This window comes from Bacteroides sp. 3_1_23 (assembly GCF_000162555.1).
GTDB lineage: Bacteria > Bacteroidota > Bacteroidia > Bacteroidales > Bacteroidaceae > Bacteroides > Bacteroides ovatus.
On record NZ_GG774949.1, the window covers coordinates 1,058,809 to 1,073,846 of the forward strand.

The window sequence follows — 15,038 nt, forward strand, 5'->3', positions numbered from 1 at the left end:
CTTTGTCGGTTTTTACCAAAGAATAAAAAGATATCTCCGGAAACGGGAGACAAGTCCTTCATTTCCGATCGTATAATTTTGAATAAACCGTCAATGCCAAGGTTCATACGAACAAAGCCCTGGTACAGATAGTAGCGATTGGCTGATGTTAGAGAATACATAGATCTCCCTCCGTTCTTTCGTAATCGCGCAACATTTTAATCACACCACCGGGTGTGGCCCGTTTGACCGAAATGGTGGTTCCACTGTTAAAGGTGATTGTGATCCCGGCAAGACTAAACTCTTCTTCCGACAACATGGCGGGTGCTATTTGAGTGAATAAAGGAGAGGAAGTTGTCGGTTGGGAGGGTTCAACGCCGCCATAATAATCACGGACCACATCTGCCTTGGCTTGTTTAACGCTATAGCCCCGTCTGGACATCCAGGAACTCATACCACCAAAAGTGGTATGCTGATCGCGGCAAACATCGGCTAAAGGACAATTGTAGTCTACTTTCAATGTTTCAAGGAAATGTTTCCAAGTTTTTCCAAATCGATTTTCTGCTAAATCCATAATGCTTCATTTTTATACATAGCAAAAATATAAGAATGAAAAAAGGGCGACAAGATAGAATCGCGGAGACGCTTACATATGCAATACGATGAATGTAATGATGAAAAACTCTACCTTCACCCGTAGAGAGCTTATTTATCAGGAGTTCAGAAGAAAGGTGAAGGAGAATAGAGAAATGAGTTTTTTGTAGGAGAAGTGTGAAACTTCTTTTAGTATAAGTAAAAAGTATAGCTTTAGAGAACGGAAAGCTTAGCTTTAGGTGGGCAAAAGCTATGCTTTAGGAAGAGGAAACAATCTATATGTGAAATAATCATGAATATATTCATTCTGCTTAAAATTGGCCAAAAGCATGTTTCTTTTAAATAAGAAAAGGGCTGTTTTTAGTAAGTTGAAGTTTTAGACAGCCCTCAATTCTTTTATTTCTTATAAACCAACTTGCTCGGAACTCCCTCCCCGAACAAATTATCACCCAGCGTCGTAATCTTATTTCCGGTAGCCAACACATAGCGGAGATTATCGCATCCCATAAAAGCACCGAACTCAATAGCCGTTACACTGGCCGGTAATTCCAGCGTGCCGCACAAGCGACCGCAATTACTAAATACACGCTGTCCGATTGATTTCAGGTTATGAGGTAATTTCATATTCAGCAGATACTTCTTTTGCGAGAAAGTGAAGTCGGGGATAGCCGTTGCATTCGTCTTGGAAATATCAACCGATACGAGATTCGGCATATAATCACGGATAAGTTTGAAGTCAGCGTTATCCAGTTTCCCTTCAACGGTCAGGAAGTTGATGTCTCTGGGTTGCAGTCCGGCTTTCAGGATCTCTTCTTCCAGTTTACCCATTGCCCCCACTTGCAGGGTAGTCTCTACCGGTTCGCCTTCGATAAAAGCAAAATTCTGCCATCTGTCCTTGTAGCGGTAAGAGTCGCTGCTTCCCAGAGGGACGAAGATGGCGGTAACGCTGTCTGCCAATGCTTCCGGCAACAGGTTGGGAGCTGTCTTCTTCCGGATCTGACAGATTTTCAGATTCTCGCAACCTTTGAAGGCGGCATCCTCTATATTCTTCGTTTTCTCCGAAAGAATCACTTTCTCCAGAGTGGCTTTACCTTTGGTCACTCCGCCTACCACATTCGAGAAAGCATAGGCAGGGATGAAGTTCGGCATATAAATGTAGAATTTTCCATTGGGATAAGTACCGGCTTTTCCGCTGTACATCTTGATTTCTGCGTTCGAAATATCCAATACTTTCAGATTGGCAAATTCGTCACGGAGATGCCGGAAGTCCTCTGCATTCAGTTTTCCGGTCAGTGTGAGGTGGGTGACACTGTTGGCTTCCTCTTCAGTCATCATGGAAATCAGCGTACCGGGCTTACTCACATAATACGTCTTACTCACTTGGGCGGCGGCTCCTAATGCATTAGCGGCCAGTAAGAAACTTATCAATAGTAGTTTAATTTTCATAATTTTGTAGATTTGTTCTGACAAATATAGGAAAAATAGAGAATACATGATGTTTTTTTATGTTTTATATCTAATTTTGTAGCCGGATTAACAAATTGTAAAAATGGAGGCAGACAACATAGATGGGAAGAAAGAACCCAAAAGACTTCCTGTGTGGGCATGTATCTCGCTGTTTATTGTAGTACTTTTCATATTTATTGGATTGTATGGGACACTGGTTAGCGGAGGCTTGTCGTTGGTTCTTGGAGTGGAGGCTCGTCATCCGGGAGTAGTAGGGTATATTTTCGTGGAGGCCAGTATGCTTTTGGCTGTTCTTACTGCTGCCGTAATCTTGCTTCGTCTCGAACGTCGTCCGTTTTCTGATTTGGGACTTTCTTTAAAAGGACATGCCAGTGGACTGTGGTATGGACTTCTGATGGCAATCTTGCTCTATTTGCTGGGTTTCGGAATCTCTGTTGTTTTGGGAGAAATAGAAGTCACCGGTTTTCAGTTTAAGCCGTTGGATTTATTGGGGTCGTGGGTGTTTTTCCTGTTAGTGGCGTTGTTTGAAGAAATTCTGATGCGCGGCTATATCCTCGGACGTCTGCTTCATACTAATATGAATAAATTCCTGGCGCTCTTCATCTCGTCGGCATTATTCGCGTTTATGCATATCTTTAATCCAGAAATAGCTTTCCTACCGATGCTTAATCTCTTACTTGCCGGTATGTTGCTGGGTGCTTCCTATCTTTATACCCGGAATCTGTGTTTCCCTATCTCGCTTCATCTTTTCTGGAATTGGATTCAAGGCCCCATCCTCGGTTATCAGGTAAGCGGAAACAACTTCACCACCAGTATGCTGACTTTGCGTATGCCCGAAGAAAACGTACTGAATGGCGGAGCCTTCGGTTTTGAAGGCTCGCTCATTTGCACAGTACTTATGATTGTTTTTACGATTCTGATCGTGTGGTGGGGAGAAAAAAGGGAAGCAATTAGTCTTGCTGTACCCCGATCATACTAAGCTGAATCCGTTTCCGGTCATAATCTACATTCATCACTCTGACCATGACGTGTTGATGGATGGATACCACTTCCGTTGGATCGGAAATGAACCGTTCCGCTAATTGCGAGAGGTGCACCAATCCGTTCTCCTTAATACCTATATCGACAAACGCCCCGAAATTGGTGATGTTGCCTACAATGCCCGGAAGAATCATTCCTTTGCGCAAATCGGCTATGGTGCGCACGTTCTTGTCGAATTCGAAGACTTTGATAGCCTTACGCGGGTCACGTCCCGGCTTGTCGAGTTCCTGCAGAATGTCCTGTAAGGTGGGCAGACCGACGGTAGGTGTGATGTAGGCGGAGATGTTAATCTTCCGGCGGAGTTCCTTGTCGGATATCAGTTCGTCGATGGTACATTTCAGGTCTTTGGCCATTTGCTCTACGATGTGGTAGCTTTCCGGATGCACGGCGGTGTTGTCCAGCGGATTCTTGGCTCCGGGGATGCGGAGGAATCCGGCACACTGTTCGAAAGCCTTGGCACCCATGCGAGGAACTTTCATCAACTCTTTCCGCGAACCGAAAGCTCCGTTTTCCGCCCGGTAGTTGACGATATTTTGAGCCAGTTGCGGTCCCAGTCCGGAGATATAAGTCAATAGATGGCTACTTGCCGTATTCAGGTTTACACCGACCAGGTTCACGCAATTCTCTACTGTCTGATCGAGCGCTTTTTTCAGCTTTGTCTGGTCTACATCGTGCTGGTATTGACCTACACCGATGGATTTAGGATCTATCTTTACTAATTCTGCCAACGGGTCCATCAGGCGGCGGCCGATGGAGACTGCTCCACGCACCGTTACGTCATAATCGGGAAACTCGTCGCGGGCAATCTTCGAAGCCGAATAGATGGAAGCTCCCTGCTCACTGACTACAAACACGGGTATCTGGCGGTCGAAACTCTGGCTGTTGATGAAATCTTCTGTCTCACGGCTTGCTGTTCCGTTGCCAATGGAGATGGCTTCTATCTGATAGGCCTCAATCATCTTACGGAGTTTGGAAGCAGCTTCTCCTGTTTTGTTCACCGGAGGATGCGGATAGATATTCTCATTATGCAACAGATTGCCTTGTGCGTCGAGGCAGACAACTTTACATCCCGTACGGAATCCGGGGTCGATGGCGAGCACCCGTTTTTGTCCCAATGGAGGGGCGAGAAGAAGTTGGCGGAGGTTCTCGGTGAATACCCGGATGGCTTCCTCGTCGGCTTTTTCTTTGGATTGAGCGGCAAATTCTGTTTCGATGGAGGGCTTGAGCAGACGCTTGTAGGCATCGACTGTGGCTTCGTCCACCTGCTGGCTACACTCGTTGTTGCCACGTACGAACTGACGTTCCAGGCGTTCGATACATGCCTCGTCGTCGGGATTGATGGATACTTTTAGCAGACCTTCCGACTCTGCCCGGCGGATGGCCAACAGGCGGTGGGACGTGCAACGTTTCAGTGCTTCGGAGAAATCGAAATAATCCCGGTATTTTGCCGCTTCTTCCTCTTTTCCTTTCACTACTTTGGCACTAATCTCTGCCTGGCGGCTGAACTGATTACGTACCGCGTTGCGGGCACGTTCGTCCTCGTTCACTTGCTCTGCAATGATGTCACGGGCGCCTTTCAGGGCATCTTCCACATCTTTCACGTCTCCTTTCACGAAGGAGGCAGCCTTGGTACTAAGATTGTTTTCCCTTTGCAACATCAGGATGGTGGCAAGCGGTTCCAACCCTTTCTGGCGGGCTACTTCAGCACGTGTCTTCCGCTTGGGTTTATAAGGAAGATAAATGTCTTCCAGTTCCGTCGGATTCCAGGTGTCGTTGATACGTTTCTCCAGTTCGGCAGTCAGTTTTCCCTGCTCGTTGATGGTGCCGAGAATCGTTTCTTTCCGTTTGGCTATGTCGCACAACTTATCGTGTTGCTCTTTTATTTGCTCTATCTGCACTTCATCCAGTCCGCCGGTGGCTTCTTTACGGTAACGACTGATGAAGGGAATCGTAGCACCTTCACCCAAAAGATGGAGCGTACTACTTATTTGTCTTTCCGGTATACCCAGAAAACCGGAAATCATCTTGTGAAATAATTCCATAATTTGTATTTTTTGAGAGTAAATGAGCGACAAAAATACATATAAATCTGCTAAACCCGACAAGTTTTACTATATTTGCAACTCAATTAATGAATTAACACATCAAAACTGCATAATTATGCTGGGACGTCTTGGATATCTTTTTATCTGTTTCCTTTGGCTTCTGCAGTCAACGGAAGTATTGGCTGTCTCTAAAGATAAGAAACCTATTCTGATTATTTGCTCTTATAATCCGGCAGCGCACCAAACTTCGGTCACTATTTCCGATTATATGGATGAATATAGTAAGTTGGGAGGACAGCGCGACATTGTCATCGAAAACATGAACTGTAAAAGTTGCTCGGAGGCTCCGTTATGGAGCGCGATGATGGCGCAGATTCTGGCTAAATATCAGGGAGAAAAGCATCCGGCACAAATTATTTTATTAGGACAGGAAGCGTGGGCTGCCTATTTGTCGCAGAGGGATGAAATGCAGGTGAAAGTGCCGGTGATGTGCAGTCTGGCCAGTAGTAATGTGGTGATATTGCCAAAAGATACGGTGGAAAACCTTGATTGCTGGATGCCCGAATCTGTCGATATCTTTGAAGATCATCTGGATATTCCCGAACTGGAATCGGGATTTATCAATCAATATAATATAGAAGGTAATATCTCCATGATTCAAGCTTTCTATCCGAAAACAAAACACATTGCCTTTATCTCGGACAACACTTATGGCGGAGTGACTATGCAAGCGTTGGTACGAAAAGAAATGAAGAAGTTCCCCGATCTGGATTTGATTTTGATGGACGGCCGGAGACATTCTATTTATACCATCGTTGAGGAATTGAGACAGCTGCCCGAAAATACGGTTATTCTGGTGGGAACGTGGCGTGTGGATATGAACGAGGGGTATTTCATGCGGAATGCGACGTATGCCATGATGGAGGCTACTCCTACCATCCCGGCTTTTACTCCTTCATCGGTGAGCCTTGGATATTGGGCGATAGGAGGAGTGCTGCCCGATTATCGGAAAGTGGGAGGAGAAATGGCTATGGAGTCCATACGGATGGATCAGCACCCGGAGGATACGGGGAAGCATCTTTCGATCATTGGCTCTAAAGCGGTATTGGATAGCCGGAAGGTGAAAGAGTGGGGGCTGCGCCCAAGCGTGTTGCCTTTTAAAGTGCAGCTTGTCAACCAACCGGTTTCGTTCTATCAGCAATATACTTATCAGATATGGTCTGCTTGTGCTTTGTTCGTGATTCTGGTACTTGGCTTATGTATCTCTCTTTTCTATTATTTCCGTACGAAACGTTTGAAAGACGAGCTTCTGAAATCGGAGAAGGATTTGCGTGTAGCGAAAGACAGGGCGGAAGAGTCTAATCGTCTGAAGAGTGCTTTCCTTGCCAATATGAGTCATGAGATACGGACGCCGTTGAACTCGATTGTCGGCTTTTCGGATGTACTGGCAATGGGCGGTAGCACGGAGGATGAACAGCAGTCTTATTATAAGATTATCAAAACCAATTCGGATTTGTTGCTTCGTCTGATTAATGATATTCTCGATCTTTCACGTCTGGAGGCGAACCGGGTGACTTTGACGTGGGAGGAATGTGATGTGGTGCAGTTGTGTAGTCAGGTGGTTGCCTCTGTTAGTTTTTCACGGCAGTCGTTGGACAATCAGTTCTTGTTTTCCACTTCTTTTGAAACTTTCCGGATGGTGACGGATGTGCAGCGTATGCAACAGGTAATCATTAATCTGCTGTCCAACGCCGACAAATTTACGAAACGCGGGAAGATTACCTTGGACTTTTCTGTGAATGAGGAAAAGCAAATGGCTATTTTCTCGGTAACGGATACCGGATGCGGTATCCCGAAAGAAAAACAGGGACTTGTGTTCGAGCGTTTTGAAAAGCTGAATGAGTACGCCCAGGGAACCGGATTGGGATTGTCTATCTGTAAATTGATTGTGCATAAATGGAGAGGAAGTATATGGATCGATCCTGACTATACCGGTGGGGCACGGTTCGTATTTTCGCATCCGCTAAATATAGAAAAAGAATGAAACGAATAGGATTTATTTATGGCTTGCTTTTCTGTCTCGTACTGTCTGTTGCGGCGCAGGAAAAGGTGGTGAAGCTGAAGATTGTGGAAACGAGTGACGTACATGGTAATTATTATCCTTACAATTTTATAACCCGCCACGAGTGGAAGGGTAGTCTGGCACGTATTTATTCTTTCGTGCAGAAAGAGCGTGAACAGTATAAAGAGAATCTGATATTGCTGGATAATGGTGATATTTTGCAGGGACAGCCTACTGCCTATTACTATAATTATATAGATACGGTGTCTCCTCATCTTTGTTCGGAAATGATGAATTTCATGAAATATGATGCCGGTAATATGGGGAACCATGATGTGGAAACGGGACGTGCTGTGTTCGACCGTTGGATAGCCACTTGTGACTTCCCTGTGTTGGGTGCCAACATCATTGATACGTCTACGGGAAAACCCCATCTGGCTCCTTATAAGGTGTTGGAACGTGATGGCGTGAAGATTGTGGTATTGGGTATGATTACTCCTGCCATCCCTGCATGGCTTTCTGAAAATCTGTGGAAAGGCTTGCGTTTCGACGATATGGAAGAGACGGCACGCAAATGGATGAAGATTATCCGTGAAAAAGAGAATCCGGATTTGGTGATCGGGTTGTTTCATGCCGGACAGGAGGCTTTCAAAATGTCGGGCAAATACAATGAGAATGCTTCTCTTAACGTAGCGAAGAATGTGCCGGGATTCGATATCGTGTTAATGGGGCACGATCATGCCCGCGAATGTAAGAAGGTGATGAATGTAGCCGGAGATTCGGTGTTGATTATCGATCCGGCCAGCAATGGAATTGTATTGTCTAATGTCGATGTGACCTTGAAACTGAAAGATGGAAAGGTGCAGAGCAAGGACGTCAAAGGGGAGTTGACAGAAACGGAAGCTTACGGAATCAGCGAGGATTTCATGAAGCGTTTTGCTCCGCAATATGAGACGGTGCAGAAGTTTGTATCCAAGAAGATCGGCACTTTTACCGAGAGTATCTCTACTCATCCTGCTTTCTTCGGTCCTTCTGCTTTTATTGATTTGATACATACTTTACAGCTCGATATAACCGGAGCTGACATCTCTTTTGCCGCTCCGCTTTCGTTTGATGCGGAGATAAAGAAAGGGGATGTGTTTGTCAGTGATATGTTCAACTTGTATAAGTATGAGAATATGCTGTATGTGATGACGTTGTCCGGAAAGGAGATTAAGGATTTTCTGGAGATGTCTTATTATATGTGGACGAACCAGATGAAGTCACCGGAAGATCATCTGCTCTGGTTCAAGAAGAAACCTCGGGAAGGTGCGGAAGACAGGGCTTCTTTCCAGAACTTCAGTTTTAATTTCGACTCGGCTTCCGGCATTATTTATACGGTGGACGTGACAAAACCGAAGGGAGAAAAGATTACGATTACGAGCATGGCGGACGGTTCTCCTTTCCGTATGGATAAGATATATAAAGTGGCCTTAAATTCTTATCGTGGTAATGGTGGTGGAGAACTGTTGACGAAAGGATCGGGTATTCCGCAGGAGGATTTGAAGGACCGCATAATTTTCTCTACAGATAAAGATCTTCGTTTCTATTTGATGAATTATATCGAAAAGAAAGGTACGATGAACCCCAAAGCCCTGAATCAGTGGAAGTTTGTTCCGGAGAAATGGACAGTGCCGGCTGCCCAACGTGATTCTGTATATTTATTCCGGTCTGTTCAATAAGTAACTAAAAGTGTTCATTATGTCTGATAATACTCTTGAACGGCTTGTATATCTGATTAAATGCTGGTATATTTGTCGCAAAAAAGAGAGAGTATGTATATTCAAAATGTTCCCAAAGTAGGTATTTCTTCGGTAGTTCATTCTAAACATATAGATTCTGGCAACATTGATGTTGTTGATAATGATATAGCGCTCTTCGATACGGAGAGCGTTATATCGTTGTATAATGGACCGACTAAACTGGAGGTGTTGACGGTAGGTCTTTGCCTGGAAGGTACTGGTACTTTTAATATTAGTTTACGTGAGTTCCAACTGTTCCCCGGATTAATGGTGATCGCGCTGCCTAATCAGATTGTCGAACAGCGGTGTTTCAGTTCCGACTTTAAAGCGATATTCTTTGCTGTGTCGAAGAACTTGTTGGAGACATTGCCTAAGATCAGTAATGTGCTTTCCTTATTCTTTTATCTGAAAGATTACCCGTGTTTCAATCTTACACCGCAGGAGCAGGAGACTGTGAAGGAATATCATGCATTTATCAGAAAACGGTTGAAGAATAAGGAGGCTTTATATCGTAAAGAAGTGGTAATGGGCTTGATGCAAGGGTTCTTTTTTGAACTTTGTAATATCTTTACCAATCATGTGCCAGCCAATGCTACTACCATGAAAAATAAAAGCCGGAAAGAATATATTTTCGAACGTTTTTATGAGTCTTTAGTGGAGTCTTACCAGTCTGAACGGAGCGTGAAATTCTATGCTGACCAGTTGTGTCTGACGCCGAAGCATCTTTCGGGAGTAGTAAAAGAGGTCAGCGGAAAAACGGTGGGGGAGTGGATAGACGAACTGGTGATTCTGGAAGCGAAAGCACTTCTGAATTCTTCAAGTATGAATATACAAGAGATTGCCGATCGGCTGAATTTTGCCAACCAGTCGTTCTTTGGAAAGTATTTCAAGCATTACACTGGTATGTCTCCTAAAGAATACCGGAAAAGCCGCTAAAATCATAGAACACCGGAGCGCACGCGGCTTAGTGTTTCCGGTGTCATCAAAAGATAAGAGGCGATGTGTGCCAGAGGTGCACGTTTGATAATTTCCGGATGTGTTTCGAGCAAGAGGTTATAGCGTTCGCGGGCGGATTCAAAGCGCCAGGAGTCTGCTTTAATCTGTGACACAATCAAGGAGTATTCCAGTATCTTTTGGTAGAACATATTGATTTCCCAGTTCTCTTTTGCCAATTTTTGTATCATGTCGCGAGGGAACAGGTAGATAATGGAAGGTTCGAGGGTTTCCACGATTAGCCGGGTGGGTACTTGTTTCAGAAAACTCTCAATGCACATCACGATACATCCTTCGTATGAGAAATGTTCGGTCACGTCTTTCCCATTCTTGTAATAGTACTGCCTAAGCATCCCTTTGCCGACAAATACGATTTCATGAGCTACTTCTCCTTCATTCAGCGCTATTGCTCCTTTGGGAAATTCTTCACGAATCAGTATACTTTCTATCTGTCGTCTTCCTTCTATACTCATTTCCGGAAAGCGGGAATTTACAACAGCATTTACAGTCTCTCTTAATAATGTATCCATGTCTTTTCTGTCTTGATGTGTGCAAAAATACTAAAAACGGTTGACATAAATCAAGTGTGGTATAAAAAAGATGTATCTTTGTCCGCAAAATCAAGAGGTAAGATGATAATGAATAAGATAATAGGCTTGGCAGTGTTGCTGTTCTGTTTGAGTGGTTGCGTAAGGGATAATGATGCTATTTATTATCCGGTTGGCAACGTAGATGTGGAAAGAGGCGGTCCGGCTTTGGAGGCTGGAAAGGGTGATTTAATAACCCGTAGTTACAATACCGAAGATTATGTGCTGGACACGCTTGCGCAATATCCGGGTGATCCGACGCTTGGTAAACTGACATTCATGGTCAGTCTGAAAAACCGGTTGGCAGATCAGGAGGTGAGTGGCTTTAATGGTGTCGGTCTATCCAAACTAACGATGAGTCTTGGATATAAAGACGGCAACTATCCGGCAGAAAGCCAGGTTCCTGTTTATACTTCGTCCGACGTGACTGCCAGTTATGCCATTAAACTTCGTTTAAAGGGAGAATTGACTTTAACAGGAGACGAATGGATGATTGACTATATTTATGCTCAATTAGCGGGTTTATTCCAGCCTTATCCTCCTACGTCTTTCCCGGAAGTGTTTATGTGTAAAGGGGGTGAGCAATCGTATGCAACGTTCGATTCTTTTCGTAGAACCTGGACATTTGATATTACTTATGATCGTTCCAACCTTTCTTTCAGCCAACTGTATTTCAATCTGTTTGTGAATCTGGCAGGACAGAAAAGGGAGGATAGAGTCCGGTTGAGGATTGATAAGGAATCTTATTTCGAGATCTATAAAGAAAAAGAGGAAATGTAGTTAAACTGCATTTCCTCTTTTTCTTTGGTAGTGGGTACGAGAATCGAACTCGTATTACATGCGTGAGAGGCATGTGTCCTAACCGTTAGACGAACCCACCGGAGTTTGATAGATTTAAAAAGAGCCAAGTCTATAAAACTTAGCTCTTTTTATTTTGAGATTTTGCGGAAGCTGGGGGATTCGAACCCCCGGTACCCTTACGAGTACGTCAGTTTAGCAAACTGGTGGTTTCAGCCACTCACCCAAACTTCCTTGAACCCGCATTCTCTCTCAAATGCGGTGCAAATATAGGGGGAACTTTTGGACTACGCAAATCTTTTAGCAAGATTTTTTTTACCTGTTTTTTGTGAAATGAGATAACCTGCTATGTTTCAAATGTTAAACGGAAGAAATTTTTTTCGAAAGCTTTTAATTTTTATCGATGGAATGGGAACTTGAAACATATTGACGCTATCCGCTTATTATAGTGACGGTATCTTCATGGGATAGGGTAAACATCCGGATGGGATAGTGACGGTATATTTGACGTGAGAAAAGAACATAAAAAAAGGCTATCTATCCCAGACAGCCAATCTTTTGTTAACCTTAAATCTAATACTATGAAAAACACAGTACAAATATACGGACTTCTGTCGAATTTGCAAATAAAACAAGAAAAAAGAGATGTTTTATAACATTGATTAAATATTTGATTCTTCAATTCTATTTTTATTAAGACTTTCAGCGTTTTGAACACTATATTCCCAATATTTATCACATAATTTCAGATAACTGGTCTCGGCACTTTTGCCTCCTAAAGAAATGGCATACATTTTTGTCTGTTTTGCTTTTGCATGTTCTATGGTCCGGGATAGCAGTTTATCGACTGGACGCATCTCAAAATCCGATACGGTGATGATGTCTGCTTCCATATATCCTTCTTCGCTGATCTTTCGCAAAGCATGTGTGATGACTGGTTCCATATCTGTGCCACCATGAAAAGATTGGCTTAGAAAATCGACAAGGCGATCGAAACTACTCCCTAAATCGGTTATTTCAATACACTCGATATCATCGGAGAAGAGGATGACGTAACATTTCCGATGTTGTACTTCTGTCAATTCGGCAATGGCAAGTAGAGTAGATTTTGCGATTCTTTCCCGTTCGCCTGCCATAGAACCGGAAGTGTCCAGGCAAACGATGAAAGGACCTTCAGCTTCTTCGGAAACTTCATTTCCTACTGTTTTCTTATCATTGATGGTTTGTTTCTCGTGCGATTGATAATCGATGACTTGTAGTCTCTTCTCTATGAAACGCTCGAAAAATATGGGTTGCAGGTTCTTTTCCGCCAGATAACAATATTCCAGAGGGAGAAGACTATTCAAATCGTTTCCTTCACAAATGCCTGCAATATCACTTCGGGTGGCATGAGATATAATTTGTTCCCGGTGAATACCTGCGGTCATTTTGAAACGTTTCCGGCTACTTTGGTGTTTTTTGCCTAAGATTTCTACCAGTTCGCGGATAACGGGATTTCGTTTGATCGTTTCTTCGTATTCTAAAATCTGTTCCGCTATCTGTTTATGATTGCGAAGTAGCCAGACGAGGCGTGAGCCACCGCGTACCGGAAGATTTTTGGCTAATGCCAGTTGAATACGGTAGAAATCCTCACAGAGTTGCTCGATATGTTCCATCTGATAGTTGAACTCATTGTTCGAGAGTAGCGTATGCCACTTGTCGAAAAAAAGAGTCCGCAACGCTTTCCATTCTTTGGAACGCGGGCTGATTGCATTAAAACGTTGGAGGTAGTATTTTACGTTGAGGTCTACCAGGTGATATTTCATGGAGAAGGGGTATGCGCTGTTTTTCAGGAATTGAAGAAACTTTGCGTCCGATGCTTCATTCATTTCATGAAAGTATTCCCATTGCGATGCATAACGGGAGTAGAAATCTTGCAGGGAGGGTTGTGTGTGACGAAAATACAGGTGAATGTCCGCATCCAGTTCTTCGGGACGGATAATCAGATTGTGTAGTTGTTCGTCATACACCTCATAGGCTATTCCCTGCAATTTTTCGTAATAAATGTCTTGCAGGTGTTTGAGCCTAATACTCTCTGTTCTCTTGTTCATGGGCATGAGCGATGATGCGAAGTTCGTTCCGGTAATTCTCTATGATATGTGCAGTCTCCCCTAAGATTCGCTTGATCTTGCTTTTTTGCGATGAGCTTAAGAAAAGATGTTCCTTTGTATATGCTGTTTCCCGCTCGGAGATTGTTTTATATTCTACCTCCATTTGGTGAAGTAAATCTATCACTTCCTGCAATGTAAATTCGAACGGAGTGCTGTCGTCCTGTTGTGCTGGCAAAGGTTCGCAATTATCATAACATAGTAGTGGATACTCTTGATTGTTGACGAAAACGGATCGTTTCCCTTTTCGGAGGGAATAAATATTCTTTTGTGCAATATTTCTGTTCTTTACAAAATCATAAGCTTTCAGGATTTTGTTGACCGGACGGAATTTATCCTGCTGAATATAAAACAATCGGTTACTGTCTTTCCTCAAAGACTGGTAGTCCGAAGCAAAGATGAGTAAATTTCCGGCAATGTGGTAACCTTCTATGCGATGATAGAAGGTATCTACGACCTGGATTCCCGGATCGCTAAGTTCCCGTAGGCTGTGTTCGGACTTCATGTTTTCTTTCAGCGTATCCAGTTTCTGTTCCAGTCGTTTTTCTCCCAATAAATATGTATTGATTCCCCGTGCAATCGACTGTTCCACTATGTTTTCGATGATGGGGAGCTGCGAAACTTCATCCCACAGGCAGGCGCTCATCAGCAGGCAGTCGGAGAAGTGAATTCCCGGAGATTCATTCAGATAGGCTGAGGTGCGGAGCAGGCCTACTATTTTTTTCCAACGGCGGTCGGATATATAGATGGGAGGGGTGTTTTCATCCCGTCCCGTATTATATTGTTCGATTTCTCGTTTAATATTGTGAATCAGCTCGAAGATGGTATAGTGGATGCCTACTTTCTCACTTTCAGCTTGTATTTGATTGTATAATTCATCGTCTACCTGGAGTTTTGCCGGGATTTCAGGTTCTACTTCCCGTGTAGAAGAAATCATCTGGTCGAAAGCATATTCCTGTTCAATGCATCCGACAAACTGGCGGATCAGGAAACGGTCGTATAAGGCTTCCAGTCCTTCACCCTTTGCGGGTAGTTCGTTGGATGCGGCAATCAGCGCTTTCAGAGGAACACGCACCGTAAACTGCCCGTTGCGATATATCTTTTCATTGATTACCGTCAAAAGAGAATTTTGGATAGCAGGACCGGCTTTCCAAATTTCATCCAGAAAGACAATCGATGCTGTCGGCAAGTATCCTTTTGTAATGCGTTCGTATGTATCTTCATCTTTCAATTTTGAGATGGAGACGGGGCCGAATATTTCATCCGGTGTACTGAAACGGGACATCAGATATTCAAAAGCATCCGCATCTTTAAAAGCCAGCTTGAGCCTGCGCGCCACTAAGCTCTTGGCTACTCCCGGAGGGCCCAATAGAAAGATACTTTCACCTGCCATGGCAGATAATAGGGAGAGTGCGATGGTATGTTCTTTTTCGAATACTCCCTCATTGAGGGATTTCAGCAGTTGGGTGATATGGGATTTGATTGACTTCATGCGACAGATGATTTCATGTGTTGTTAGCAGGAGGCAAAGATACAAGAATTCT

General features: G+C 43.8%; 12 protein-coding genes and 2 tRNA genes. 5 read left to right on the plus strand and 9 right to left on the minus strand.

Annotated features, from left to right (window positions below; all coding sequences use genetic code 11):
• The 3 genes from tnpB to HMPREF9010_RS20300 all read right to left on the minus strand — a co-directional run.
• On the minus strand, positions 1–161 hold a 161-nt coding region (tnpB, locus tag HMPREF9010_RS25200; protein ID WP_008647182.1), incomplete at its 3' end, for an IS66 family insertion sequence element accessory protein TnpB.
• Positions 149–553 carry a hypothetical protein gene (locus tag HMPREF9010_RS20305; RefSeq protein ID WP_008647184.1) on the minus strand — a complete coding sequence of 135 codons (405 nt, stop codon included), beginning with the start codon at positions 551–553 and terminating at the stop codon, positions 149–151. The genes tnpB and HMPREF9010_RS20305, both read right to left, overlap by 13 nt.
• Before the next feature lie 416 nt (positions 554–969).
• A complete protein-coding gene (locus HMPREF9010_RS20300) occupies positions 970–2,019 on the minus strand; it encodes a leucine-rich repeat domain-containing protein (protein ID WP_032846173.1) in 1,050 nt (349 codons plus the stop codon).
• Positions 2,020–2,122: 103 nt separating this feature from the next.
• Between HMPREF9010_RS20300 and HMPREF9010_RS20295 the strand changes: the two genes are divergently transcribed.
• Positions 2,123–3,019, plus strand: coding sequence for a CPBP family intramembrane glutamic endopeptidase (locus HMPREF9010_RS20295; RefSeq protein WP_004297862.1), 897 nt, complete (start codon positions 2,123–2,125; stop codon positions 3,017–3,019).
• Here HMPREF9010_RS20295 and HMPREF9010_RS20290 read toward each other — a convergent pair.
• The gene (locus tag HMPREF9010_RS20290; RefSeq protein WP_008647187.1) at positions 2,991–5,123 is read right to left on the minus strand and encodes a Tex family protein; all 2,133 of its coding nucleotides are present in this window, start codon (positions 5,121–5,123) and stop codon (positions 2,991–2,993) included. The two genes, HMPREF9010_RS20295 and HMPREF9010_RS20290, sit on opposite strands and share 29 nt — an antisense overlap.
• Before the next feature lie 118 nt (positions 5,124–5,241).
• Between HMPREF9010_RS20290 and HMPREF9010_RS20285 the strand changes: the two genes are divergently transcribed.
• The 3 genes from HMPREF9010_RS20285 (at position 5,242) to HMPREF9010_RS20275 (ending at position 9,905) form a co-directional block, all read left to right on the plus strand.
• Entirely contained in the window at positions 5,242–7,170 is a 1,929-nt protein-coding gene (locus tag HMPREF9010_RS20285; RefSeq protein ID WP_032852453.1) for a sensor histidine kinase, read from the plus strand.
• Positions 7,167–8,909 carry a bifunctional metallophosphatase/5'-nucleotidase gene (locus HMPREF9010_RS20280; RefSeq protein ID WP_004297856.1) on the plus strand — a complete coding sequence of 581 codons (1,743 nt, stop codon included), beginning with the start codon at positions 7,167–7,169 and terminating at the stop codon, positions 8,907–8,909. The genes HMPREF9010_RS20285 and HMPREF9010_RS20280 overlap by 4 nt, the downstream gene beginning before the upstream one ends.
• Before the next feature lie 93 nt (positions 8,910–9,002).
• Entirely contained in the window at positions 9,003–9,905 is a 903-nt protein-coding gene (locus HMPREF9010_RS20275; RefSeq protein WP_032846169.1) for a helix-turn-helix domain-containing protein, read from the plus strand.
• 2 nt (positions 9,906–9,907) lie between these two features.
• Here the strand turns inward: HMPREF9010_RS20275 and HMPREF9010_RS20270 are convergent, their stop codons facing one another.
• A complete protein-coding gene (locus tag HMPREF9010_RS20270; RefSeq protein ID WP_004306385.1) occupies positions 9,908–10,492 on the minus strand; it encodes a Crp/Fnr family transcriptional regulator in 585 nt (194 codons plus the stop codon).
• A 15-nt stretch (positions 10,493–10,507) separates the two neighbouring features.
• On the opposite strand from HMPREF9010_RS20270, the gene HMPREF9010_RS20265 reads away from it, so the two are divergent.
• Positions 10,508–11,329: a DUF3845 domain-containing protein gene (locus tag HMPREF9010_RS20265; RefSeq protein WP_008647192.1), complete on the plus strand. Its 822-nt coding sequence runs from the start codon at positions 10,508–10,510 to the stop codon at positions 11,327–11,329.
• Between the two features lie 25 nt (positions 11,330–11,354).
• Here the strand turns inward: HMPREF9010_RS20265 and HMPREF9010_RS20260 are convergent.
• The 4 genes from HMPREF9010_RS20260 to HMPREF9010_RS20245 form a co-directional block, all read right to left on the minus strand.
• A tRNA-Glu gene (locus tag HMPREF9010_RS20260) sits at positions 11,355–11,429 on the minus strand.
• Positions 11,430–11,494: 65 nt separating this feature from the next.
• A tRNA-Ser gene (locus HMPREF9010_RS20255) sits at positions 11,495–11,581 on the minus strand.
• Positions 11,582–12,009: 428 nt separating this feature from the next.
• The gene (locus HMPREF9010_RS20250) at positions 12,010–13,437 is read right to left on the minus strand and encodes a VWA domain-containing protein (protein ID WP_008647194.1); all 1,428 of its coding nucleotides are present in this window, start codon (positions 13,435–13,437) and stop codon (positions 12,010–12,012) included.
• Positions 13,412–14,986, minus strand: coding sequence for an AAA family ATPase (locus HMPREF9010_RS20245; RefSeq protein WP_008647197.1), 1,575 nt, complete (start codon positions 14,984–14,986; stop codon positions 13,412–13,414). The genes HMPREF9010_RS20250 and HMPREF9010_RS20245 overlap by 26 nt, the downstream gene beginning before the upstream one ends.
• Positions 14,987–15,038 lie beyond the last annotated feature (52 nt).

What these genes read in the sequence shown, in the direction of transcription:
- HMPREF9010_RS20305 (WP_008647184.1), bottom strand. Translation starts at nt 553, where the DNA reads ATGGATTTAGCAGAAAATCGATTTGGAAAAACTTGGAAACATTTCCTT.
- HMPREF9010_RS20300 (WP_032846173.1), bottom strand. Translation starts at nt 2,019, where the DNA reads ATGAAAATTAAACTACTATTGATAAGTTTCTTACTGGCCGCTAATGCA.
- HMPREF9010_RS20295 (WP_004297862.1), top strand. Translation starts at nt 2,123, where the DNA reads ATGGAGGCAGACAACATAGATGGGAAGAAAGAACCCAAAAGACTTCCT.
- HMPREF9010_RS20290 (WP_008647187.1), bottom strand. Translation starts at nt 5,123, where the DNA reads ATGGAATTATTTCACAAGATGATTTCCGGTTTTCTGGGTATACCGGAA.
- HMPREF9010_RS20285 (WP_032852453.1), top strand. Translation starts at nt 5,242, where the DNA reads ATGCTGGGACGTCTTGGATATCTTTTTATCTGTTTCCTTTGGCTTCTG.
- HMPREF9010_RS20280 (WP_004297856.1), top strand. Translation starts at nt 7,167, where the DNA reads ATGAAACGAATAGGATTTATTTATGGCTTGCTTTTCTGTCTCGTACTG.
- HMPREF9010_RS20275 (WP_032846169.1), top strand. Translation starts at nt 9,003, where the DNA reads ATGTATATTCAAAATGTTCCCAAAGTAGGTATTTCTTCGGTAGTTCAT.
- HMPREF9010_RS20270 (WP_004306385.1), bottom strand. Translation starts at nt 10,492, where the DNA reads ATGGATACATTATTAAGAGAGACTGTAAATGCTGTTGTAAATTCCCGC.
- HMPREF9010_RS20265 (WP_008647192.1), top strand. Translation starts at nt 10,508, where the DNA reads ATGTGTGCAAAAATACTAAAAACGGTTGACATAAATCAAGTGTGGTAT.
- HMPREF9010_RS20250 (WP_008647194.1), bottom strand. Translation starts at nt 13,437, where the DNA reads ATGAACAAGAGAACAGAGAGTATTAGGCTCAAACACCTGCAAGACATT.
- HMPREF9010_RS20245 (WP_008647197.1), bottom strand. Translation starts at nt 14,986, where the DNA reads ATGAAGTCAATCAAATCCCATATCACCCAACTGCTGAAATCCCTCAAT.